The organism is Defluviimonas sp. SAOS-178_SWC (genome assembly GCF_039830135.1).
Classification (GTDB): Bacteria; Pseudomonadota; Alphaproteobacteria; order Rhodobacterales; family Rhodobacteraceae; genus Albidovulum.
Map to the genome: position 1 here is coordinate 18,561 of NZ_CP156081.1, position 22,340 is coordinate 40,900.

Here is a 22,340-nt window from a genome sequence, read left to right on the forward strand (position 1 = left end):
CCCTTGTCGATTGCCGCGATCAACGAACAGCTCCTGCGCGCCATAGGTGTCGGCGTCGCCCTGATCGACATGGAGACGCTCCGGCTCCGCTTCTACAACGACACGTTCCAGGAATGGTTCGGCGACATCGAGGTCGGCCAGCACCTGACGGACCTTTTCGCTGGCTTCGACCCGGACGCGCTGAAGGCGGCGCTGGCGGAAGAGGGCCGTTTCACGACGGAGACGACCTTCCGTGTCCGCCGCCGGACGATGACCGTCGCGCTTGCGTTCAACCGTGCCCTGGAGAACAGCGAGGCGATCGCCGTTCTCGTCTGCCAGAACATCTCGCGCATCAAGGAACTGGAGTCGATGATCGACTCCTACTCGATGATGGTCGAGCGCAATACGCGGGAGATCAAGCGCGAGAAGGAGCAGGTCGAAAAGCTCCTGCTCAACATGATGCCGCGCTCGGTCTACGAGGAATACAAGACCTTCGGCATCGTGACGCCCCGGCTCTACGATCCTGTCGCGGTTCTCTGCCTCGACTTCATCGGTTTCGCCGAGATGGTGACGGAACATGACCCCGGCGTGATCGTGAGCGAGCTCAATGACATCTACACCGCCTTCGACCGGATCGGCGAACAGTTCGGCTGCGCGCGGATCCGGGCGGTGGGCGATTTCTACATCGCAATGGCCGGGATGCCGGATCCTGTGGACGACTACGCCCAATCGGCCGCCAATGCCGCCGTGCGCTTCATCCGCTACCTCAGGCAACGGAACGAGACGCACCCGATCCAGTGGACCTGCCGCATCGGCATCGCGGCGGGGCCGGTCGTCGGCTCGGTCGTGGGCGTGCAGAAATACATCTACGACGTCTTCGGCGCCGCCGTGATCCATGCGAGCCGGCTGCGCTACTTCGCGAACCCGATGTGCATCGTCGCGAACCGGCTGATGACCGAGCAGCTCGACGATCAGTTCGTCGCGCTTTCGCAGGGAAAGATCGAGCTGACCGATGAGAAGCCGGAAGAGGTCTTCAAGATCGAGGCGGACGTGCACGCGGCCGAGGGGACCTGACGATGGCGGTGCGTTTCGATCCCTCCGTGCCCGACACGCACCATACCGGCAGCCCGGCCGAGCGGTCTTCGGACATTCTCGATGAGGTGATCGACGCCCTGTCCGAAGGGCTCGCGGTCTTCAACGAGGACGCGTACCTGATCCGCCTGAACGCCGGGTTCCGCGCCATGAACCCGCAGATCGCCGACCTTCTGGAGCCCGGTTTGAGCTGGGACATTCTCTTGCGCGAATGGGCGGGGCGGGGCGGACTTCCGGCGACGACCCGCGAAAGGCTCGCCTGGATGGAAGGTCGGCTCGCCAACGGCGAACGCGGCGTGATGCCGATCGAGTTCGAAGCCAACAACCGGGTCTACGACGTGCTGATGCGCGCGACCCTGACCGGCGGCTTCGTGCTTGTGCAGAACGACATCACCGAACGCCTCAACTTCGAGGAAACCGAACGCGAGGCCGACATGCTGCTTCGCCAGGTTCTCGAGGCCTGCCCCGCGAATATCGTGATGACCCGTGTTGGCGACGGCGAGGTGATCTATCGCACGCCGGCCGCGACCCAACTTCTCGGCACCGCGAAGCGCCCGACCGGCATCTTTTCCTCCCGCGAGGAACGGGCGGACTTCATCACCGCGCTGTTGCCGGACGGTCGCATCGACGACATGACCGTGACCGGCGTCAAGGCCGACGGGACGCGGTTCCCCTGCATGATCTCGGCCCGGCTGATCGACTATCGCGGCGAGGATGTGATGGTCTCGACCACCGTCGATATCAGCAAGGAGGTCGAGCTTCGCCGCAGGCTGGCCGAACAGCGCGAACAGATCTTCCAGGCCGAGAAGATGTCTGCGTTGGGGGAGCTTCTTGCCGGGGTGGCGCATGAACTGAACAACCCCCTCTCGGTCGTCGTCGGCCATGCCCTGATGCTGCGCGACGAGAACATCGCGCCCGAAACGCTGCGCCGTGTCGAGAAGATCAGCGAGGCCGCCGAGCGCTGCGCCAAGATTGTGAAATCCTTCCTCGCCATGGCGCGGCAGCAGCCCGCGCGCCTTGTGCCGATCGACGTCACCGATACGCTCGAAATGGCCATCGACGCGTTGCAGAACGGCGCGGACGGGCTGGCGACGCCGATCGAGACCGATTTCGCGCCCGACCTGCCGCCCGTGCGCGGTGACGCGCACCAGATCGCGCAGGTGCTGATCAACCTCGTGACCAACGCCGATCAGGCGATCCGTGAAAGCGGGACCGGCGACCTGATCCGTGTCGTCGCGCGCCAGGACCGGGACGCGATCGAGATCACCGTCGCCGACAACGGCCCCGGCATCCCGGACGAGATCCAGAGCCGTGTCTTCGATCCGCTCTTCACCACCAAGCCCGTGGGGTCGGGCACCGGCATCGGGCTCGCGCTCTGTCACCGGATCGTCACGGCCCATTCCGGGCAGATCAAGGTCATGCCCGACACCGGCACCGGTGCGGTGATCGTGGTCCGTCTGCCGACGACGACCGGTGAGGATGCGGGCGCCGCATCCCTGCCGAGCGATGAGGTTGCCCCGTCGAAAGGCCGGATCCTCGTGGTCGACGACGAAGAGGACGTGTCCGACCTGATCCGCGAGATCCTTGTCCGCGACGGATTCGAGGTCGAGGTCGCGGAGGCCGCCGAAACCGCGCTGGAGATCGTCGAAGAGCGGGATTTCACCCTGATCCTGACCGATCTGAACATGCCCGGAATCGGCGGGCGCGGCCTTTACGAAACCCTGCTTCGCAAGCGCCCGTCGCTGGCGCGGCGCGTCGGTTTCGTCACCGGCGACACGATGAGCCCGCAGGCGCGCGGCTTCCTTGACGGGGCCGGACGGCCCTATCTCGAAAAGCCGATCGCGCCGGCCGAACTGCGCAAGCTCGCCCATTCGATGCTCGGCAAACGGGGGGACTCGACATGAGCGATCACATCCTCATCTGCGACGACGAACCCGAACTGCGCGAGATGCTGGCTGAATATCTCGGCAAGCGCGGCTTCCGCACCAGCCTTGCCGCGAATGCCGACGACCTGCGCGCGAGCCTTGGCAAGGAAAAGCCGGATCTCATCCTTCTCGACATCAACATGCCCGGCGAGGATGGCCTCTCGGTCCTCAGAAGCCTTCAGGGGCCGGATGCGCCCCTCGTCATCATGCTGACGGCGGCGGGCGAGGTGATCGACCGGGTGGTCGGGCTTGAAATGGGGGCGGACGACTATCTGGCCAAGCCCGTGGACCTGCGCGAGCTTGCCTCGCGCATCAAGGCGGTGCTGCGCCGCCGTGGCAGCACCTCGGCGGAGCCCGTCGCAGAGCGCGCCCGGTTCCGTTTCGGCAAGACATGGCTCGATCTCGAGGCGGCGAAGCTCCTCGACGAAGATGGCAACGAACTGCCCCTGACCTCGATGGAGTTCAACCTCCTGAAGCTCTTCGCCAGGAACCGGGGGCGTGTGCTGAACCGCGACCAGATCCTCGAAGGGGCGCACGACCGCCACTGGGATCCGTTCGACCGCTCGATCGACATCCGCATCTCGCGCATCCGCAAGAAGATCGAGAGCAACCCGCAGAAGCCCGAGGTCATCCGCACGGTGCGCGGCGTCGGCTACATCTACGATCCCTCGTGAAACAAATGAAACCCTGACGGGCCGCGCGCGACACCGCGCTGAAACGGCCCGGAGGCAATTTGGCGGCATCACCCCGAACGGAGGATGCCACCATGAGCCTTACCCCTGACCACATTGCCGCCATCCGCCAGAGCTGGGTGGCCCTTTCGATGGACCCCGACACTCTCACGGAGCGCTTCTATGCGAAGCTGTTCCGCATCGCACCGGGCGTGCGGCCCCTGTTCGCCAATTCGGACATGCGCGCCCAGCGCCGCAAGCTCGCATCCGCGATCGCGATGGTGGTCCATCACGCCGACAATCTTTCCGCCATCGCGCCGGCGCTCGAGGATATGGGACGGAGGCATGTCGGCTACGGCGCCACCGACGCGCAGTACGATGCCGTCGGTCGCGCCCTGATCCATGCCATCGCCGGGTTCCACGGCCCCTCGTTCACGCAAGCGATGCGCGACGCCTGGGTGGCGGCCTACGCGGCCGTCGCCGCCGCCATGATGGCGGGCGCGGCGACCGCGTTCCAGAAATCCGCCTGACCCCGAAAAGCAGGGAGAAACCCCATGGCCCGCGCAAACGCCACGCAACCGATGATGGCCCTTCGCAATCCCGAGATCGTCGGCCCCTTCAGCCGCTGGCCGCGCCAGAAGGCCAGGCGCCCTCTTCGCAGCTACGTCGCCCTCGGCACGACCGTCACCGCCGCCGCGGTTTTCGCCCACAGCATTACCCCCCTTCTCTGAGGAACCATCACAATGAACATGTCCCACCCCTCCATCCTCGGCACCGTCGGCAACACGCCGATCGTGCGCATCACCAAGCTCGCCCCCGAAGGGGTGGAGCTTTACGTCAAGCTCGAAGCCTTCAACCCGATGGGTTCGGTCAAGGACCGCCTCGCCCTCGGCATCATCGAGGCGGCCGAACGGGACGGTTCGCTGAAGCCCGGCCAGACGGTGATCGAGGCAACCTCCGGCAATACCGGCATCGGCCTTGCGATGGTCTGCGCCGCCAAGGGCTATCCGCTCGTCGTGACGATGGCAGAGAGCTTCTCGGTCGAGCGGCGCAAGCTGATGCGGTTCCTCGGTGCCAAAGTCGTCCTGACGCCCGCGTCCGAAAAGGGTTCCGGCATGCTCGCTAAGGCAAGGGAACTGGCCGAGAAGCATGGTTGGTTCCTCGCCCGCCAGTTCGAGAACGAGGCAGGGCCGGATATCCATTCCCGCACGACCGCGCGCGAAATCCTCGACGGGTTCGCCGGCGCGCCGCTGGATTACTGGGTGTCGGGCTTCGGCACCGGCGGCACGATGAAGGGCGTCGCCCGCGTTCTCAAGGCGGAAAGCCCCGTGACCCGCGTCATTGCGGCCGAACCCGACAACTCGCCGCTGCTCGGCTCCGGCATCGCGCAGGCCTATGCCGATGACGGCGCGCCTGCGGCAAGCCACCCGGCCTTCCGCCCGCACCTGATGCAGGGCTGGACCCCGGACTTCATCCCGAAGCTGACCGCCGACGTGATCGAGGCCGGCCATATCGACGAGGTCCAGCCCGTGCCCGGCGACGCGGCGCTGAAATGCGCCCGCGACCTCGCGCGGCACGAGGGCATCCTTTGCGGCATCTCGGGCGGCGCGACCTTCGCCGCCGCGCTGGAGGTCGCGCGCCGCGCGCCCAAGGGATCGCGCATCCTCGCGATGCTGCCGGACACCGGCGAGCGCTACCTGTCGACCCCGCTCTTCGCCGACATCGCGGAAGCGATGAGCGACGAGGAGACCGCGATCGCCGCCTCGACCCCGCGCTTTCGCTTCGATGCGCCCAACGCGGCGGCTCCTGCTGCCGTGGCTCCGGCGCCCATGCCGACGGTCGCGGCGCTGGATCATGTCGAGAGCATCCTGTCCGACAAGGATCAGCCCGTCGTGCTCTTCGCGCTCGAATGGTGCGAATTTTCCTGGTCGGTCCGCAAGCTCTTCGCGGCGGCCGGCATCCCCTATCGCTCCGTCGATCTCGACGGTCCGGGCTATCGCGAAAACGACTGGGGCGGTGCCGTGCGCAAGGCGCTGGCGAAGAAGACCGGTGCGGTGACGATCCCGCAGATCTTCGTCGGCGGCCGGCATATCGGCGGCGCGACCGAAACCTTCGACGCCTTCAACAGCGGTGATCTGCACAGGCTCGTTCGGAAGTGCGGCGTCACGCTCGCCGAAGCCGACGTCGCCGATGCCTACGGGTTCCTGCCCGCATGGCTTCACCCCCGCAAACCCGCCGCCTGAAACGAGCCCCGGCAGAGGAGCCATCACATGACCCAGAGATCCGAAACCCCCTCCCGCTATCGCTGGGTCATCGTGGCCGCCGCGGCCGGGATGCTCGCCATCGCGATGGGCCAGCTTGTCAACGGCCTATCGGCCTTCTTCGCCCCGCTCGAACAGGAGTTCGGCTGGGGGCGCGGCGAGATCGCCTTCGTCAACACCGCCGGTCTCATCGGCATCGCACTTGGCGGCATCGTCATGGGCTTCGTCGCCGACCGGCTGAACGTCCGCCACGTCATTCTGGTGGGGGCCGGCGCGACCGCGCTCGGCATGATCGCGGCCTCCCGGGCGAGCGAGCTCTGGCAGCTTTACGCGATCTTCTTCGTCGCAGGCGCCCTGGGCGGCGGCGCGCTGTTCGCGCCCCTTTTCGCCGTCGTTGGCGGCTGGTTCCGCACCGGGGCCGGGCTGGCCATCGGCATCGCCTCGGCCGGACAGGCGATCGGACAGGGCGGGATTCCCTTCGCGAACGCGATCCTGATCGAGGCGCTCGGTTGGAGAGGCGCTCTCCTCGCGCTCGGCCTCTTCTCGCTCGTCGTGCTTGTCCCGCTCGCGCTCCTGATCCGCAGGCCGGAACCGGCGCCCGCCGCGACGGGGCAGACCGCTGCCGAAGCTGCTCCGCCGGTACCCCTGCCGCGTCTCGTCGTGCTGATGGGCGCCGCCGTCCTGTGCTGTTGCAGCCTGATGTCGGTGCCGCTGATGCATCTCGTGCCACTGATCCAGGGTTGCGGGATTCCGGCCCCGCAGGCGGGCAGCGTCGTCTTCGTGATGATGATCACCGCGATCTTCGGGCGGGTGGCCTTCGGACGCCTCGCGGACATGATCGGCGCGGTGCCCGCCTATCTGGCGGCCTCCGCCTGGCAGACCGCGCTCGTCTTCCTCTTCACCCGGATCGACGACCTGAGCCTGTTCTATATTTTCGCACCGATCTACGGCTTCGGCTACGCAGGCGTCATGACCGGAGTCCTGACCACTGTCCGGTCGCTGACCCCCGCCGACCGCCGGGCAAGCGCGACCGGCATCATCCTGGCCTTTGGCTGGGCCGGGCACGGGCTTGGCGGGTATCTCGGCGGTCTCTTCTTCGATCTGACGGGAACCTATGACCTGACGTTCGCCGTCGCGGTCGGGGCGGGCGTCGTGAACCTCTTGCTGGTGACCTCGCTCTTCCTGATGGTCACCAGACGCCGCCGGCCGGGCCTGCCCCCCACCGCCGTGCCCTACCCGGCGGAGTGATCTAAGAATCCCGCGCCGAACGGCCCGAATTATAGACAGCGTGCCTGACATCAGGCACGCTTGCTGCGTGGATTGATCGGAGCCGGAGATGATGCTGCGCTTTCTCCCCATTGTCGTCGCCGTCGCCTTGTTGGCCGGATGTCGGGAAGAGGAAGCCGACACCGATGCGGTCAAGCGCGGCCTCAAGGTTCACGAGATTGCGGAGTTCGAACGATCCCAGACACGGCGGTTTCCGGGAGTGCTGGAGCCCGCCGACCTGACGGTCTTGTCGTTCGAGATCGGCGGGAAGCTGGCGGCATTCAATCTCGATGTCGGTCAGGGCATCGTCGCGGGCGAGGTCGTCGCGCGGCTCGATCCCGAAACGCTTCGGTTGCAGGTCGAAACCGCGGAAGCCGCCGTCGCGCAGGCCGAGGCATCGGCCCGCAATGCCGCCGAGACGCTGGCCCGGCAGGAGGCGTTGCTTGAGCGCGGCACGACCACGCGCGTCGTCGTCGACGATGTCCGCGCGCAGGCCGACGCGGCGGCCGCATCGCTGACGCAGGCGGAAAAGTCGCTCGAGGCAGCAGAGGAGACGCTCGGCAAGGCAGAACTCAGGGCACCGTTCGACGGGATCGTCAACTCAGTCGAGGCCACGTCCTACGCGACGGTCGCCGCCGGCACGCCGATCGCGACCGTCTACTCGACCGAGGCATTCGAGGTGTCGTTCTCGGTCGGCTTCGATGCCGCGAGCGCGCTCGTGGTCGGCACCCCGGCGCAGGTGCGGCTTGCCGACAGGCCGGATATCGCGCTCGCCGCCGTTGTCGGCGAGATCGGCGCGCGGGCCGACGCGGTGTCGAGCTTCCCGATCGTGTTGCGCCTCAAGGATACACATCCGCTGCTCAAGGCCGGCATGGCGGTCGAGGCCGCCATCGACTTCCCCCTGCCCGCCCGCGAAGGCTATCCGGTGCCGCTTTCGGCGATCATAAAGGACGGCCGGAGCGGCAGCCCGGGCGACGCGGAAACCCCGGCGCGCGCGGGCGTTTTCGTGTTCGACGTGACAAGCTCCACCGTCAAGCGGCGCGAAGTGACCGTCGGCGGCATCCGTGAGAACATGATCGTGGTGGTCGAGGGGCTTTCGTCCGGCGATCTCGTCGCGTCGGCCGGCGTGTCCTTCCTCAAGGATGGGCAGGAGGTCCGGCTCCTCGATCCCGGGGAGTGAGGTGATGGAGGCGCTCGCCCGGTTCGGGATCGAGAAATCGCGCTTCACGCTCCTCGTGATGGCGGGCCTCCTGCTAATCGGGGCGTTGAGCTATCTCGCCTTGCCCAAGCGCGAGAACCCGGCGATCACCATCCGCACCGTGATCGTCACCGCCCAGTTCCCCGGCATGGCGCCCGAACGCGTCGAGGATCTGATCGCGGTACCGCTGGAACGCGCCGCCCGCGAGATCGGCGAGGTCGAGGACATCTCGACCCTCGTCACGACGGGACGGGCGCAGCTCAACGTGGCGGTGGGCGACGGCGTTCCGGTCGATGAACTCGACCGCGTGTTCGCGGACATCCGCAGCAAGATGGAGGATACCGCCGACGACCTGCCGGACGGCACGTCGGGGCCCGTCGTCAACACCGATTACGGCGCGGTGGCGATCGCAACGATTGCGGTGACCGGCGACGGGTTCTCCTATGCCGAGATCGAGGACGCGGCGGAGGATCTTCAGACCGGGCTCTATGCCGTTCCCGGCATCACCAAGGTCAGCCTTTCCGGTACGCAGGAAGAGCGCATCTGGCTGGAAATCGACAGCCGCCGGCTCGCCGCGATCGGAATCCAGCTTCCGCAGCTTCTCGACGATCTCAGCGACCAGAACGTGATCCTGCCCGCCGGGCGCATCGACGCCGACGGCACCAACATCGTGCTGGAGGCGAACGGCAACCTCAACACGCTCGACGATGTCGCGTCGGTCCTGACCCGGCTTCCGACCGGGGACATCGTTCGCCTGCGCGACCTGATGACGGTGCGGCGCGGCTATGTCGACCCGGTTCAGCAGCCGGTCTATTTCAACGGCGCCCCGGCCGTGCTGGTCAGCGTCGAAATGTCCGACGACCGGGACATCCAGAAGATCGGGCGGACGCTTCGCCACGAAATCGCGAAGCTCGAACAGGCCCAGCCCATCGGCATCGCCTTCAACCTATCCACCTTCCAGGAGACGAACGTCACCCGGTCGATCAACGGCGCCCTGTCGAACGTCGCCCAGACATTCGGCGTCGTGCTCGTGGTCATGATGATATTCCTGGGGCTGCGGGCTGCCCTCATCATCGCCAGCATCGTGCCCTTCACCGTGACCTTCGCGCTTCTCGGCATGGCGCAATGGGGGATCGACCTCGAACAGATCTCGATCGCCGCGGTGATCATCTCGCTCGGCCTTCTGGTGGACAACGGCCTTGTCGTCGTCGAGGACATCGACCGGCGGATCAAGGAAGGCGCCGCCCCGCCCGAGGCCGCGATCGGGGCCGGACGACAGTTCTTCGTGCCGCTCGCCGTGGCCTCGATCACCACGGTCTCCGCCTTCCTGCCGATGCTGATCCTGAAGGGCACGACGGGGGAATTCGCCTTTTCGCTCGGCGCGGTGGTGGCGCTGATGCTGGCGGGATCCTGGCTCATCGCGCACTACATCCTGCCCTTCCTTGCCGCCGCGCTCCTGCGTCCGAAGCCGCAGGCAGAGGGGGGCGAGGGCACGCTGGCACGTCTCTACGGCCGGCTGATCCGGCGCTGCCTGCGGCTCGGCCTGCCGATCATGGCCGGGTGCTACCTGCTCGTGTTCCTCGGCATCATGGCCTTCGGATCGCTCAAGTCCGAGATGTTCCCCCTCTCGGAGCGCGCCGAATACCTGATCTATGCGGATCTGCCGAAGGGCAGTTCGATCACTGCGACCCGCGACGAGGCGCTGGCGATCGATGCCTGGCTGCGGGATCCGGCCGCCAATCCCGAAGTCGCGAGCACCACGCTTTTTGTCGGCCACGGCGGCCCGCGCTTCTACCTGGCGCTCGCGCCGGCCGACACCGATCCCGCCAGCGCCTTCTTCGTTGTCAACACGCATACGTTCGAAGGGGCCGTCGCGGCCGCAGAGCGGGCCCGCCGCCACCTGATCGAGAACCACCCGGCAGTGCGGGGGCGGGTGACGCGGCTCTCGATGGGGGGAAGCGAGTCCGGCATCGTCGAGGTTGAGATCACCGGGCCCGATGGCGACACGCTTCTGTCCGCCGCGTCGCGGGTCGAGGCCGCCTTCGACACGGTGCCCGACCTCGTCCTGAATGCCAACGACTGGGGCAACAAGAGCCTCACGGTCGCCATCGACATCCAGCAGGAGAAGGCGCGCGAGCTTGGCGTGACATCGCGCGACATCTCGAATGTGCTTCAGGCCTATTTCTCCGGCGCGGAGTTCTCGGTGTTCCGCGACGGCGCCGACCAGATCCCGATCGTCCTGCGTGCGGACGGGGCGTTCCGGGACAGCCTCGAAGACCTCGCCAACATGACGATTCCCACCGATCGTGGGCTTGTCGCGCTCGACCAGGTGGCCCATTTCCGGCCGAGGCTCGACCTCTCGCAGCTCCGCCGCGAAAACCAGGTCCGCAGGATCACCGTCTCCGGCAAGAGCGGTTCGCTGGCGGCGGCTGAGGTCGAGGCGCGGATCGCGCCGGCGCTCGCGGCGCTGGACCTCGGCCCCGGCTACAACGTGGCGATCGGCGGCGAAAGCGCCGATGCGGCCGAAGCGAATGCGGACCTCCTCGCCGGGATGCCCTACGCGCTCATCGTGATGGTCGCGGCGCTGATGTTCCAGTTCAACTCGGTCCGGCGCGTGGCGATCACCTTCCTGACCATCCCCCTGATCCTGATCGGCGCGCCCCTGGCCTTGCTCGCGACCGGCCAGCCGCTGTCGTTCTTCGCCATCCTCGGGCTGATTTCGCTGATGGGGATCATCATCAACAACGCCATCGTCCTGATCGACCAGATCGACATCGAGCGCGGGGCGATGCCGCTCGACGACGCCATCGTCACGGCGGCGGTAAAACGGCTGAGCCCGGTCCTGCTCACCTCGCTGACGACGGTGCTCGGCCTTGTTCCGATGGCGCTTTTCGGCGGCGCCCTGTTCGAGCCGATGGCGGCCCTGATGATCGGCGGGCTCGTTCTGGCCTCGCCGATCACACTCCTGTTCGTACCACCGCTCTACCGGCTCTTCTTCCGCAGATAGAGACCCGGCTGACAGCTGTCCTTGCCCGCGTCACGCAGGACATTCGGCAACGGCTTAGACCCTACGGGGAAAAGCGCGGGGACAGTGACCATTGGGAACGTGGATGGCCAGCAATAGAGATTGCTCGCCCCTGGCTGGCGGCCTCGGTCTACGGGAACACGTCTCCGACCGGAGTCCCGACTGCCAGTCACGTTCAGCCCTTTTCGGATTCGCCGGTCAAGAACGCGCAACTTGACGCCTGCAATCTGGCTCCCGCGTTTAGACATCAGCTGATCCCTTCGTTCGTGGAGAACAGCAGGCAGCAGATCGAGGCTGGGGTCCACCGTCCGATCTTTGGGCAGATGCTCACTTCTGAAGGATCAAGCGGCTTTTCTTTGAGAAGTGGTGCCGGTGAAGGGACTCGAACCCCCGACCCCATCATTACGAATGACGTGCTCTACCAGCTGAGCTACACCGGCACTTCTCTTCGCATGGCTCCCGCAGGACCCTGCCTGGTAATCCTTGGCCGCGTTGCGTCCGCGGACCCGCGGGTCGGCGTGGTTGCTGCGGCCAAGTGGCGGGCTGATAGCATCAACTCGCGCGGGTGTGTAGCCCAAAATTTAACTGCGCTGGCCGACTTCCTCGTCGAGGATGATCGCTTCCTCCGGCTCGCCGGCCGGCCGGCCGGCCGGCAGATCCATCGCGGGCTCCTGCTCTGCCGCGGCGGCGCTGCCGACGATCAGCGGCAGCATGTCGGCGCCATTGGGCATCGGGGTCGCGCTGTGCGGCGGTTCGCGCCAGACGAGGGTGTCGAAACCGCCGCAATTGTCGCAGGTCGGCGCCCAGTCGGCGTGGACGTTGTGACACTTCTCGCACATCCATTGCGGGCCCCGGCTCGCCGTCAGGGCCCGCGTCAGCCAGCCGCGCACGACGGCGTCGTCGGCGCCCTCGCCGCGTGCAATGGCGGCCATGACCGTCAGGCTTCGCGAGGTCGGATGGGTTTCGGCCAACTCGCCCAGCGCCCGCCGGGCGGCCGGGAAATCCTCGGCCCCGATCTGCAATTCGGCGCGGAGGAGCTTCGACTCCTCGTGACCAGGATTGGCTGACAGCAGGGTGTCGAAGCGCTTCAGCCGGGCCGCGGGCGATTCGTCCGGGGCAATGGACGCGAACGCGGCGGCCAAGTCGGGATGTGGTTGCGCCTCCCATGCCTTCTTCAGGACGCGGGCGGCATATTTCGGTTTCCCCGACTGGATGTAGCCGCGCGCCGCGAGCACCGCCGCGGGGATGAGGTCGGGCGACAGCCGGTTTGCGGCGATGGCCGCCTCGCGCGCCTCGATGGGGGCGTCGTCGGAAAAGACCTCCTTCGCCTCCTGCAAGGCCAGAACCGCATCGCGGCGTTTGAACACGTCGCGCGGCAACAGACCCTGTTTCAGCTTCGCGCCCAGAACGTTGCGCGCGCCCTTCCAGTCGCCCTTCTCGGCCTGGAGCTGGAGGAGCGTGTCCTGAACATCCTGATGCTTCGGCTTCAGCGAGAACGCCTTCTCGGCCAGTTTCAGGGCGGTTTCGGTATCGCCTTCGGCAAGCCTCTGCTTCATCAGCCCGCGCACGCCCACGAACCGGGTCCGGTCATCGGAGAGAAGGCGCTTGTAAACCTCGGTCGCGCGTTTCGTGTCGCCGGCAAGCTCTGCCGCCTGCGCGGCGATCAGGTTCGTCAGCTCCGGCCGGCCGAGATACTTTTCCGCCTTCGCCGCCTGCGACAGCGCCACCCTGCCCTCGCCGGAAGCGATCGCCATCAGGCCGTCCGCCAGCGCCTGGAAGCCCTTGCGTTCGCGGTTGCGGTCAAAATAGCGGCTGAGCGCGGTTTCGTCCCCGTTCAGGAAGCGCATCACCGCGACGATCAGCCCGACGATCTTCAGCAAGAGCCAGAGCACGAGGATCAAGACCAGAACCGCGATGACCATCGGCACCGGGCGGAGGTTGTATTCCATGTTCGCGAGCGAAATCCGGATGCCGCTGCCGGTTTCAGCTAGATAACCCGCCCCGAGGGTCAGCCCCGCGACCACCGCGACGAAAAGAACAATTTTGACGAAGGACCAGATCATAGCTTCCTCACTGAAGTTCCTTCGCGAGCATCGCCGCCGCGTCGGTGGCCGAAATCCGGCGGTTCACCATGTCGACCCATTCGGCCATCCGGGCCTGACCTGCCGGCGGCAGTTTGGCGATCTCCTCGATCGCGGTGGTGAGCGCGCCGGCCGTCAGGGCGGCCTCCGCCCTCGAAAGAACCGCGTCGGGATCGTCGCCGGCCCGCGGACTGAGCGACCGCGCGCCGGACTGGCTGCGCAGGAAAGCCGTGATCCGGTCCCACGTTCCCCCGCCGGCGGTTTCCTTGAGCGAAATCGCCAACGCTTCGCGGGCGGCGGGGGGAAAGGCGGCACGCAGGGCACCCAGACTCGGCACGCCCTGCGCCTGATCCGCGAGGGCCGGAGGGACGTCGACACCAGACGACGCCAGATCGGCGAGCGCGCCTTCGAGCGCACCGCCGGATTCGAGCGCCGCCTGAATGCGGCTGAGGGCCCCACGGGCAGCCCCCCGCCGCGTCACCGCCTCGGCTTCGTCCCTGAGGCGGCTTGCCTCGGCCTCGGCCGCGGTGATCTTTTCAGTCGCCGCAGAGGCCGTTGCGGCGATATCCTGTTGCGCCTGCGCGGCGGCGGCGCGCTGGGCGTCGATCTCGGCCCGGAGATCGGCCATCTCCCGCCCGAACGCTTCGAGCGCGGTGGCAGAGGCCGCCCCCCCTTCGACCGGGCGTTTCTCGATCTCCGACAGGCGGACGTCGAGCGACTCGAATCGCGCGACCGCTTTCTTCAGATCCTCATCCAGCGCCGACACCGATGTGCGAAGCGCGGTGATCTCGCCATCCAGACGCGCGGCCAGCGCCGCCTGCCCTGCCGCCACATCTCCGGCAGTTGTATCCGACTTGATCTTGCCGAGATCGGTATCGAGGCCCGAAATCCGCGCGGCTTGCGCCGCCAGCTCTTCCCGAACACTGGCAAACTCTGCCGCTCGCTGGTCCGGCACCCAGAATCGGGGGAGGACGTAGGCGGCGGCACCGAACCCGAGCCCTGCCGCGATGACGCCGCCGAGAACCATCGGGACGAAACCACCCTTGCGGCCCGCCGCCCGGGGTTCAGGCTGCGGCTCGGCTCCGATGGAATCCTGTTCCGGCGTTTCGGTCGCCGCCGGCTCGGTCAGGATGACAGTCTCGTCACCCTCTGAAACCGCATCTTCGGCCTGTTCCCCTGGTTTCTCGATCTCGACGTCCTGTGGCTGGGTATCGATGAGTTCAGCCGATTCCGAGGGTTCGGTCTCTGCCGGCGTATCCCCCTCTACAGCCTTGTCTTTCTTCGCTCTCGCCACCGGCATTCTCCGTTGCGGCGGCTCCGGACCCGTCCGGATACCGCGGGTAGGTTCAATCTAGGACCAGCCGCCCCATCCCTCAACCCATCTTAGATGCGGCAATAAGCTCGCCAAGCGCGTCGAGCACCGCCTCTGCATCAGGCCGGGACGCGACGATGCGTCTGGCTGCGCGCAGCCCGCGTCCGGCTTCCGCGGTCGCGTTGCTGATGGCGGCGATCCAGAGCGGCGCGGAGCGCGCCTCGAAAGCGTCGGCCGCCAAAGCGGCAGAGCGAGGCGAGAAGAGCGGCAGCAAGACAGGGGTGGGCCCTGCCAGCAGGCGCAACGCGTCGGCGGACGGCGGACGGGCGATCTGGTCGTAAAGCACAACGGAAACCGTCTCTATTCCGGCGAATTCCATCGTTTTCTGGACAGCGCCGGCGGCATGGACCGGGCGTGGATAGAGAAGACGGGTGACGGTGCCCGCGGCGATGATCGCCTTGCAAAGGCCCTCGGCGTCGCCCGGTCCGGTTCGGGTCCGGAAACCCGCTGCCTTTGCCACCGACGCCGTGTGGCCCCCGACGCACCATGCCGTTGCGGACCGATCGGAGGTCAGATGCGCATAGGCCTGCACAACGTTTTCGGAACTGAAGATCAGGTCGGGCCAGTGACCCTCCGGCAATTCCGGAGACAGAAGGGCGATCTCGCTCAGGGGGGAGATCACCACGGGCCAGTCCGCCCCGAAGCGCGCGCGGAAGGAGTCGGCAAAGCGCCGGGATTGCGCTTCTGGCCGGGTCAGGAGCAGGGTCGGACGGTTTGGATCCACGGGTCCCTCGGGATTGTCTGGCGTCGTCCCCGGTGTTACCTGCCGGTGAACCCTAGCGCAATCGGCCGGGACATGAGCGAGACGATCACCCTACTTGGTCTGGAGAGCAGTTGCGACGATACGGCGGCGGCTGTCGTCCGCCTGTCGGAGGAGCGGGGAGAGATTCTTTCCTCCGTCGTCGCGGGCCAGACGGAACTCCACGCCGAGTTTGGTGGTGTCGTTCCGGAAATCGCCGCCCGCGCCCACGTCGAGAAGATCGACCTTTGCGTCGAGACGGCGCTGGAACAGGCGGGGCTGGGATTGAAGAACCTCGACGGAATCGCCGTGACGGCCGGGCCGGGGCTGATCGGCGGCGTTCTGGCGGGCGTCATGTGTGCGAAGGGCCTTTCGGCCGCCACGGGGCTGCCGCTCCTTGGGGTCAATCACCTCGCCGGACACGCGCTGACACCGCGCCTGACCGACGGGCTCGGCTTTCCCTATCTGATGTTGCTGGTGTCGGGCGGGCATTGCCAGTTCCTGATCGCGCATGCACCCGACCGGTTTACCCGCCTCGGCGGCACGATCGACGACGCGCCGGGCGAGGCGTTCGACAAGACGGCTAAACTCCTGGGCCTGCCACAACCCGGCGGGCCGGCAGTGGAGGCCGCCGCTGGGAACGGCGATTCGAAGCGGTTCGCGTTTCCCCGCCCGCTCCTCGACCGGCCGGGCTGCGACATGTCCTTCTCCGGGCTGAAGACTGCCCTTTTGCGCGCCCGCGATCACGTCGTCGCGGAAAAGGGTGGCCTGACCGTTCAGGATCGCGCCGATCTCTGCGCCGGATTTCAGGCGGCCGTGGCTGACGTTCTGGCGGAGAAAGCCCGGCGCGCGATCGCGGATTACCTCGGCCATGCACCCACCGTGCCGGTTCTGGCCGTCGCCGGTGGGGTGGCCGCGAATGCCACGATTCGCGGGGCGCTGGAGCGGGTCTGCGACAGGGCCGGCCTCGGCTTTGTCGCGCCGCCGCTCGCGCTTTGCACCGACAACGCGGCCATGATCGCCTGGGCCGGGATCGAGCGGTTCCGGCTGGGCCTGTTCGACGGCCTCGACCTCGTGGCGCGGCCGCGCTGGCCGCTCGACGTCAGCCAGCCGGCGCTGGTCGGATCGGGGAAGAAGGGGGCGAAGGCATGAAAGTCGCGATCCTCGGCGCCGGGGCGTTCGGCACGGCGCTCGCCGTGACAATGGCGCGCAGCGGTGCGGAAGTCGGGCTCTGGACGCGGGATCCGGGCCACGCGGCGGCGATGCGCAAGGACGGTGCGAATACCCGCCGGTTACCCGGCGTGGATCTGCCTGAATCTGTGTCCGTTTCGGCTGAAATCGGTGATTTCGCGGCCGTTCCGGTCCAGCTTCTGGCGATGCCGATGCAGCAGATGGCGGGCTTCCTTTCGGCCAATGCCGGATCGCTTGACAGCAAGGTACTCGTGGCCTGCGCGAAGGGGATCGACCTGACCACCCGGCGCGGTCCGACGGCGATCATTTCCGAAACCTGCCCTCATTCCACGGCCGCGATTCTAACCGGGCCGAGCTTTGCCGGCGATATCGCGCGCGGTCTGCCGACTGCCCTCACGCTCGCCTGCGCCGACGATGCGCAGGGCGAGTCCTTGCAGGATGCCCTTTCGACGCCCGTGCTTCGGATCTACCGCACGACCGACACGGTTGGCGCGGAGCTTGGCGGCGCGCTGAAGAATGTGATCGCCATCGCCGCCGGTGTCGTCATCGGGGCGCGGCTGGGCGACAGCGCCCGGGCCGCGCTGATGACGCGAGGGTTTGCCGAGATGAACCGGCTGGCGCAGGCGCTCGGCGCCCGACCTGAAACGCTTGCCGGGCTGTCGGGACTTGGCGATCTCGTCTTGACCTGCACGTCGTTGCAGTCGCGCAACTTTCGTTTCGGCCATGCGCTGGGCGCGGATGAGGCTTTTGATCCGTCGATTACGGTCGAAGGAAGCGCGACGGCAAAGGCAGTCTCTGTTCTTGCCAAAAATCACCAGATCGACATGCCGATTGCCAATATGGTCGCAGCGCTCGTCGACCGAAAGATCACCGTCGAGGAGGCGACTGCCGCCCTCCTCGCCCGTCCGCTCAAGAAGGAGTGACCATGCTTTATGTCGTCATCTGCCGGGACAAGCCCGGCCAACTGCAAGTCCGGCTCGATACCCGCGCCGCCCATCTGGCCTATGTCGAGGAAACCGGGATCGTGAGAATGGCGGGACCCTTGATCGAGGATGGCCAGATGTGCGGTTCCCTCATCGTGCTCGACGCCGAGAACCTCAACGCGGCGCAGGATTGGGCTGCCGGCGATCCCTACAAGGCGGCGGGGCTCTTCGAAGGCGTCAGCGTCACCGAATGGAAAAAGGTGATCGGCTGATGGCGTACTGGCTTTTCAAATCCGAGCCCGACGCTTGGTCCTGGGATCAGCAGGTAGCGAAGGGTGAGGCCGGCGAGGAGTGGCACGGCGTGCGCAACTATCAGGCGCGCAACAACATGCGGGCGATGAAGATCGGCGATCTGGGGTTCTTCTACCACTCGAACGTGGGCAAGGAGATCGTCGGGATCGTCGAGGTCTGCGCGACAAGTCATCCGGACAGCACGACCGACGATCCGCGCTGGGACTGCGTGGACATCAAGGCCGTGAAACCGCTGAAACGGCCGGTCACGCTGGAAGACGCGAAGGCCGATCCGCGGCTGGCCGAAATGGCCCTGGTCAAGAACACGCGGCTTTCGGTCCAGCCGGTGACCGAGGACGAGTGGAAGGTGGTCTGCACGCTCGGCGGGCTGTAGACCGGCCGCGCGTTTGGCGTAAGGATGGTCTACCCAACAACGCGCGAGGGACAAATGGAACTCATCAACGTGATCGTCGCGGCGGCTGCGGCCTACGGCTTCGGCGCCTTCTGGTACATGACCCTGTCGAAGCAGTGGATCGCGGCATCGGGCGTCGCCTGCGATGCGGACGGCAACCCCGCAAACAAGAGCATCACGCCGTTCATCCTGTCCGGAATTGCGATGCTGGTCGTTGCGGGCATGATGCGGCACATGTTCGGCATGGCCGGCATTGGCACTGTCGGCGCGGGTCTGGTCGCGGGCCTCGGTCTCGGCGCCTTCATCGCCCTGCCGTGGATCGTGATAAACTATGCCTATGCCGACCGGCCGAAAGCGCTGACCTATATCGACGGTGGATATGCGGTGATCGGGTCCACGATCATCGGCACGGTTCTGGCGCTGTTCTGAAATAAAGAAGGGCCCCGGACACCCCGACCGGGACCCTTCACCACCCCACGTGCTCCCTTCGCACCACGCGTGAAACTGACAGGTCTCGGCCGTCCTGGCCTTGTTGAGATGAATCTAGACGCGGCGCCCGAGTCGCGCAAGCATCGTCTTTCGACAATACTGTTCAAAATCAGAAGGTTAATGCAAGATTTGGTTCACCAAGCGCGGCGGGGCCACCCGATGCGAAGCGGGCGGCCCGGCCTGATCCGTCGGGCCTAGCTGTAGACCGCTTCCTTGCCGAAATGCTTGACGAGCATGTAGTAGACGACCGCCCGGTACTTGTTGCGTTCGGACTTGCCGTAGGTTTCGATCACCGAGCTGATCGCCGCCATGAGCTGCGGGCCATCCTTCAGGCCGAGCTTCTTGATCAGGAAATTGTTCTTCACTGTTTCGAGCTCGGATTCCTGGCTGCCGGCGACGGTCGAGGCATCGGCATCATAGATCGACGGGCCGCAGCCGATCGTGACCTTGGTCAGAAGCGCCATGTCCGGCGTCATTCCGCACTTGTTTTTCAGATCGTCGGCATATTTTGCGATCAGCTCGTCACGTTTGCCCATGGGTTTCTCCAACTATCCCTGTCTTGCTACAACATACGGACAGTTTCGCCCTGCCCGTCGCGGGCGAAAGGTAACGTCGAAATGCACCCGCGGGCAAAGGAAATCACCTTTTGCGGTGCCGGTTCGAGGGGAAATATCCGGAAATCAGCGCATATTTGAATGCTGGATCCATCACGGGGAAATCGAATGGGGCCGCTCTGGCGGCCCCGGTTGATTTCAGTACCGGTAGTGATCCGATTTGTACGGCCCGGCAACGGTCACGCCGATATAGTCGGCCTGATCCTTGCGAAGCTCCGTCAGCTTCACGCCGATCTTTGCAAGATGCAGCCGCGCGACCTTCTCGTCGAGATGCTTGGGAAGGATGTAGACGCCCGGCTTGTATTCACTTCCTTTGGCCCAAAGCTCGATCTGCGCCAGAACCTGATTGGTGAACGACGCCGACATGACGAAGGACGGGTGGCCGGTGGCGTTGCCAAGGTTCAGAAGCCGGCCTTCGGACAGAAGGATGATCCGGGCGCCCGACGGCATCTCGATCATATCCACCTGGTCCTTGATGTTGGTCCATTTGTGGTTGCGCAAGGACGCCACCTGGATCTCGTTGTCAAAGTGGCCGATATTGCCGACGATCGCCATGTCCTTCATCTCGCGCATATGCTCGATGCGGATCACGTCCTTGTTGCCGGTGGTGGTGATGAAGATGTCGGCGCTGTCGACCACGTCCTCAAGCACGACGACCTCGTAGCCGTCCATTGCCGCCTGAAGCGCGCAGATCGGGTCGATCTCGGTCACCTTGACACGGGCACCGGCGCCGCGAAGGGACGCGGCGGAGCCCTTGCCGACATCGCCATAACCGCAGACGACAGCGACCTTGCCCGCCATCATCGTATCGGTGGCGCGGCGGATACCGTCGACGAGCGATTCCTTGCAGCCGTATTTGTTGTCGAATTTCGACTTGGTGACGCTGTCGTTCACGTTGATCGCCGGGAAGGGCAACAGGCCCTTCTTGTGCAGGTCGTAGAGGCGGTGGACGCCGGTCGTGGTTTCCTCGGAAACCCCCTTGATCGCGTCGCGCTGCCGGGTGAACCAGCCGGGGCTTTCCTTCAGGCGCTTCTTGATCTGGTTGAAGAGGCAGACCTCCTCGTCCGAGGTCGGTGTCTCGATCAGATCCGTCTCGCCCGCTTCGACCCGCGCGCCGTAGAGAATGTAAAGCGTCGCATCCCCGCCATCGTCGAGGATCATGTTGCATGTGCCTTCCTCGAACTGGAAGATCTTGTCGGTGTAGGCCCAATAATCCTCCAGCGTCTCGCCCTTGATCGCGAAGACGGGCACGCCGCTTTCGGCGATCGCCGCGGCCGCGTGATCCTGGGTGGAGAAAATGTTGCATGACGCCCAGCGTACATCGGCACCGAGCGCGGTCAGGGTCTCGATCAGGACGGCGGTCTGGATCGTCATGTGGAGGCTGCCGGCGACCCGGGCGCCTTTCAGCGGCTTTGAGGTCCCGAACTCTTCCCGCAGCGCCATCAGGCCGGGCATTTCCGTTTCGGCGATGTCGAGTTCCTTCCGACCGTAGCCGGCGAGGTTGATATCCTTGACGATGTAATCCTTCGGCATCGGCCGCACTCCCGCGAAAAATTAAGTTTGCGGTCAGATAGCATTGCCGCCCGCCAGCGGCAATCAATCCGGCGAATTGTATCTTTTGGGGGAACCAACCTTGCCGCGGAGCAGCAACTGGACCGCCGGCGGCGCCCTGTCCAGGGCCCGCCCCAACCAGCTGGCGAGCATGAAGACCACGACGGGCGCGCCGAGATAGAAGAATACATAACTTTGCTGATCGCCGTCGCCCACGACCTCGACCCAGGCCGCCCAGAGGATCCCCATCGTCGGGACATGCATGAGATAGGCAAGAAAGGCGTGCCGCCCCAGTTTGGCGATATTGGTTCTCGGAAAGAGCGCAAGGAAGGCGGCCGAGTAGGCCAGCAGCAGAAAGCCGATCCCGGCGCGGCGCAATAGCAGGGGCAAGTGCAGAAACTGAAGTTGGGGAATGCCGGGATCAGTGATGGCCGCGAATCCCGCCACCGTCATCAGGTAGCCAAGCGACAGCGCGACAAGCGGTCGCGAGATCCCGGCAATCGTGTAGCCGAGGCGGGCCGCAATCGCCCCGAAGAACATGAACTGCAGAATGCTCGACCGGAAGACGATCGGTGCGAGAGCGTCGTTCGACGCCAGAACCAGCGCCGCCAGCGCCGCGATTGCCGGAACGCGTTCGACCAGCGGCACGGTGGCCCGCAGAATCAGCGTCGAGACGAACAGGTCGCGCAAGAAGAACAACGACTGGTTCGCGGTCGGTCCTGTCAATCCGCTCCACGCGACGAAGAGCGTCCAGGGGCGCAACTCAACCTCCGCGACGGCATGCGCTCCGTCTCCGGTGACAGCTTTCTTCGTGTAGGCGAGCGCGAGAAAGATCGCGCTCCAGACCAGAATGGGGACGATCACCGCACGAAACCTGCGCAACGTGATGCTGCCGAAACTGTCCCGACGAAGCGACGCCCAGATCAGATAGCCGCTGATGAAGCTCAGGAGCGAAACGCTGATCCGGCCAAGTGTGTTGCCGAAGACGGTGCCGATCAGCTGGTATTCGCCCGTTGAGACGATGGTCGGAGTCGAAAGGCCCGGGTTGACGTGGACCCACATCATCGACGTGATGCAGAGGACACGAAGAAGTTCGATCTGGCGGCCTTCGTCCTGCGGCATTCTCATTCGTTCTGGCTTTCCAACCTCGGCTGCAGAATGGGCCCTGACCTTAGGACGGGCCAGAAATTCGTGCCGTATCGCGTGCTTTTTATATCGGACGTCGCGGCGACACATCGACGAATCTCGGGGCCGGACGCT

Annotated in this window: 20 protein-coding genes, 1 tRNA gene and 1 pseudogene; 15 read left to right on the forward strand and 7 right to left on the reverse strand. The window is 65.8% G+C overall.

Annotated features, from left to right (window positions below; all coding sequences use genetic code 11):
• Positions 1-3 precede the first annotated feature (3 nt).
• From V5734_RS00960 to V5734_RS01005, 10 genes and pseudogenes are all read left to right on the forward strand, one after another.
• Entirely contained in the window at positions 4-1,053 is a 1,050-nt protein-coding gene (locus V5734_RS00960; protein ID WP_347311670.1) for an adenylate/guanylate cyclase domain-containing protein, read from the forward strand.
• A gap of 2 nt (positions 1,054-1,055) precedes the next feature.
• A complete protein-coding gene (locus V5734_RS00965; protein ID WP_347311671.1) occupies positions 1,056-2,975 on the forward strand; it encodes a hybrid sensor histidine kinase/response regulator in 1,920 nt (639 codons plus the stop codon).
• Positions 2,972-3,670, forward strand: a complete 699-nt coding sequence (locus V5734_RS00970) for a response regulator (RefSeq protein WP_347311672.1) — start codon at positions 2,972-2,974, stop codon at positions 3,668-3,670. Before V5734_RS00965 ends, V5734_RS00970 begins: the two co-directional genes overlap by 4 nt.
• 92 nt (positions 3,671-3,762) lie before the next feature.
• Positions 3,763-4,197 (forward strand): globin domain-containing protein, encoded by a 435-nt coding sequence (locus V5734_RS00975; protein ID WP_347311673.1) that lies wholly within the window; start codon positions 3,763-3,765, stop codon positions 4,195-4,197.
• Between the two features lie 24 nt (positions 4,198-4,221).
• Complete coding sequence (locus tag V5734_RS00980; RefSeq protein WP_347311674.1) at positions 4,222-4,398, forward strand: hypothetical protein; 177 nt, start codon at positions 4,222-4,224, stop codon at positions 4,396-4,398.
• Between the two features lie 12 nt (positions 4,399-4,410).
• Positions 4,411-5,448 (forward strand): annotated as a pseudogene (gene cysK / locus V5734_RS00985) (cysteine synthase A); the annotation flags it as partial.
• Positions 5,449-5,496: 48 nt separating this feature from the next.
• Positions 5,497-5,910, forward strand: a complete 414-nt coding sequence (locus tag V5734_RS00990) for a glutaredoxin domain-containing protein (RefSeq protein WP_347313691.1) — start codon at positions 5,497-5,499, stop codon at positions 5,908-5,910.
• A 27-nt stretch (positions 5,911-5,937) separates the two neighbouring features.
• The gene (locus tag V5734_RS00995; RefSeq protein ID WP_347311675.1) at positions 5,938-7,176 is read left to right on the forward strand and encodes an MFS transporter; all 1,239 of its coding nucleotides are present in this window, start codon (positions 5,938-5,940) and stop codon (positions 7,174-7,176) included.
• Between the two features lie 91 nt (positions 7,177-7,267).
• The gene (locus tag V5734_RS01000; protein ID WP_347311676.1) at positions 7,268-8,374 is read left to right on the forward strand and encodes an efflux RND transporter periplasmic adaptor subunit; all 1,107 of its coding nucleotides are present in this window, start codon (positions 7,268-7,270) and stop codon (positions 8,372-8,374) included.
• A gap of 4 nt (positions 8,375-8,378) precedes the next feature.
• The gene (locus V5734_RS01005; RefSeq protein WP_347311677.1) at positions 8,379-11,399 is read left to right on the forward strand and encodes an efflux RND transporter permease subunit; all 3,021 of its coding nucleotides are present in this window, start codon (positions 8,379-8,381) and stop codon (positions 11,397-11,399) included.
• 382 nt (positions 11,400-11,781) lie between these two features.
• Here the strand turns inward: V5734_RS01005 and V5734_RS01010 are convergent.
• The 4 genes from V5734_RS01010 to V5734_RS01025 form a co-directional block, all read right to left on the reverse strand.
• A tRNA-Thr gene (locus V5734_RS01010) sits at positions 11,782-11,857 on the reverse strand.
• Between the two features lie 141 nt (positions 11,858-11,998).
• A complete protein-coding gene (locus V5734_RS01015; protein WP_347311678.1) occupies positions 11,999-13,480 on the reverse strand; it encodes a heme biosynthesis protein HemY in 1,482 nt (493 codons plus the stop codon).
• 7 nt (positions 13,481-13,487) lie between these two features.
• Positions 13,488-14,792 carry a COG4223 family protein gene (locus tag V5734_RS01020; protein ID WP_347311679.1) on the reverse strand — a complete coding sequence of 435 codons (1,305 nt, stop codon included), beginning with the start codon at positions 14,790-14,792 and terminating at the stop codon, positions 13,488-13,490.
• A 79-nt stretch (positions 14,793-14,871) separates the two neighbouring features.
• Complete coding sequence (locus V5734_RS01025) at positions 14,872-15,594, reverse strand: uroporphyrinogen-III synthase (RefSeq protein ID WP_347311680.1); 723 nt, start codon at positions 15,592-15,594, stop codon at positions 14,872-14,874.
• A 72-nt stretch (positions 15,595-15,666) separates the two neighbouring features.
• On the opposite strand from V5734_RS01025, the gene tsaD reads away from it, so the two are divergent.
• Genes tsaD through V5734_RS01050 form a run of 5 tightly spaced genes read left to right on the forward strand, consistent with a single transcriptional unit; the run spans position 15,667 to position 18,855 of the window.
• Positions 15,667-16,761: a tRNA (adenosine(37)-N6)-threonylcarbamoyltransferase complex transferase subunit TsaD gene (tsaD, locus tag V5734_RS01030; RefSeq protein WP_347311681.1), complete on the forward strand. Its 1,095-nt coding sequence runs from the start codon at positions 15,667-15,669 to the stop codon at positions 16,759-16,761.
• Positions 16,758-17,723, forward strand: coding sequence for an NAD(P)H-dependent glycerol-3-phosphate dehydrogenase (locus V5734_RS01035; RefSeq protein WP_347311682.1), 966 nt, complete (start codon positions 16,758-16,760; stop codon positions 17,721-17,723). Before tsaD ends, V5734_RS01035 begins: the two co-directional genes overlap by 4 nt.
• 2 nt (positions 17,724-17,725) lie before the next feature.
• Positions 17,726-17,995 (forward strand): YciI family protein, encoded by a 270-nt coding sequence (locus V5734_RS01040; protein ID WP_347311683.1) that lies wholly within the window; start codon positions 17,726-17,728, stop codon positions 17,993-17,995.
• A complete protein-coding gene (locus V5734_RS01045; protein WP_347311684.1) occupies positions 17,995-18,408 on the forward strand; it encodes an EVE domain-containing protein in 414 nt (137 codons plus the stop codon). Before V5734_RS01040 ends, V5734_RS01045 begins: the two co-directional genes overlap by 1 nt.
• Positions 18,409-18,462: 54 nt before the next feature.
• Complete coding sequence (locus V5734_RS01050) at positions 18,463-18,855, forward strand: DUF1761 domain-containing protein (protein WP_347311685.1); 393 nt, start codon at positions 18,463-18,465, stop codon at positions 18,853-18,855.
• A 254-nt stretch (positions 18,856-19,109) separates the two neighbouring features.
• Here V5734_RS01050 and V5734_RS01055 read toward each other — a convergent pair whose 3' ends face one another.
• From V5734_RS01055 to V5734_RS01065, 3 genes are all read right to left on the reverse strand, one after another.
• Positions 19,110-19,451, reverse strand: a complete 342-nt coding sequence (locus tag V5734_RS01055; RefSeq protein ID WP_347311686.1) for a DUF2853 family protein — start codon at positions 19,449-19,451, stop codon at positions 19,110-19,112.
• Positions 19,452-19,667: 216 nt separating this feature from the next.
• Positions 19,668-21,062: an adenosylhomocysteinase gene (gene ahcY, locus V5734_RS01060; RefSeq protein ID WP_347311687.1), complete on the reverse strand. Its 1,395-nt coding sequence runs from the start codon at positions 21,060-21,062 to the stop codon at positions 19,668-19,670.
• 63 nt (positions 21,063-21,125) lie between these two features.
• On the reverse strand, positions 21,126-22,202 hold the full coding sequence (locus tag V5734_RS01065; protein ID WP_347311688.1) for an acyltransferase family protein: 1,077 nt from the start codon (positions 22,200-22,202) through the stop codon (positions 21,126-21,128).
• Between the last annotated feature and the right edge of the window lie 138 nt (positions 22,203-22,340).

Bases quoted from the DNA above. Each gene is read 5' to 3' on its own strand.
- V5734_RS00965 (WP_347311671.1), top strand. From the start codon at position 1,056: ATGGCGGTGCGTTTCGATCCCTCCGTGCCCGACACGCACCATACCGGC.
- V5734_RS00970 (WP_347311672.1), top strand. From the start codon at position 2,972: ATGAGCGATCACATCCTCATCTGCGACGACGAACCCGAACTGCGCGAG.
- V5734_RS00975 (WP_347311673.1), top strand. From the start codon at position 3,763: ATGAGCCTTACCCCTGACCACATTGCCGCCATCCGCCAGAGCTGGGTG.
- V5734_RS00980 (WP_347311674.1), top strand. From the start codon at position 4,222: ATGGCCCGCGCAAACGCCACGCAACCGATGATGGCCCTTCGCAATCCC.
- V5734_RS00990 (WP_347313691.1), top strand. From the start codon at position 5,497: ATGCCGACGGTCGCGGCGCTGGATCATGTCGAGAGCATCCTGTCCGAC.
- V5734_RS00995 (WP_347311675.1), top strand. From the start codon at position 5,938: ATGACCCAGAGATCCGAAACCCCCTCCCGCTATCGCTGGGTCATCGTG.
- V5734_RS01000 (WP_347311676.1), top strand. From the start codon at position 7,268: ATGCTGCGCTTTCTCCCCATTGTCGTCGCCGTCGCCTTGTTGGCCGGA.
- V5734_RS01005 (WP_347311677.1), top strand. From the start codon at position 8,379: ATGGAGGCGCTCGCCCGGTTCGGGATCGAGAAATCGCGCTTCACGCTC.
- V5734_RS01015 (WP_347311678.1), bottom strand. From the start codon at position 13,480: ATGATCTGGTCCTTCGTCAAAATTGTTCTTTTCGTCGCGGTGGTCGCG.
- tsaD (WP_347311681.1), top strand. From the start codon at position 15,667: ATGAGCGAGACGATCACCCTACTTGGTCTGGAGAGCAGTTGCGACGAT.
- V5734_RS01035 (WP_347311682.1), top strand. From the start codon at position 16,758: ATGAAAGTCGCGATCCTCGGCGCCGGGGCGTTCGGCACGGCGCTCGCC.
- V5734_RS01040 (WP_347311683.1), top strand. From the start codon at position 17,726: ATGCTTTATGTCGTCATCTGCCGGGACAAGCCCGGCCAACTGCAAGTC.
- V5734_RS01045 (WP_347311684.1), top strand. From the start codon at position 17,995: ATGGCGTACTGGCTTTTCAAATCCGAGCCCGACGCTTGGTCCTGGGAT.
- V5734_RS01050 (WP_347311685.1), top strand. From the start codon at position 18,463: ATGGAACTCATCAACGTGATCGTCGCGGCGGCTGCGGCCTACGGCTTC.
- V5734_RS01055 (WP_347311686.1), bottom strand. From the start codon at position 19,451: ATGGGCAAACGTGACGAGCTGATCGCAAAATATGCCGACGATCTGAAA.
- ahcY (WP_347311687.1), bottom strand. From the start codon at position 21,062: ATGCCGAAGGATTACATCGTCAAGGATATCAACCTCGCCGGCTACGGT.
- V5734_RS01065 (WP_347311688.1), bottom strand. From the start codon at position 22,202: ATGCCGCAGGACGAAGGCCGCCAGATCGAACTTCTTCGTGTCCTCTGC.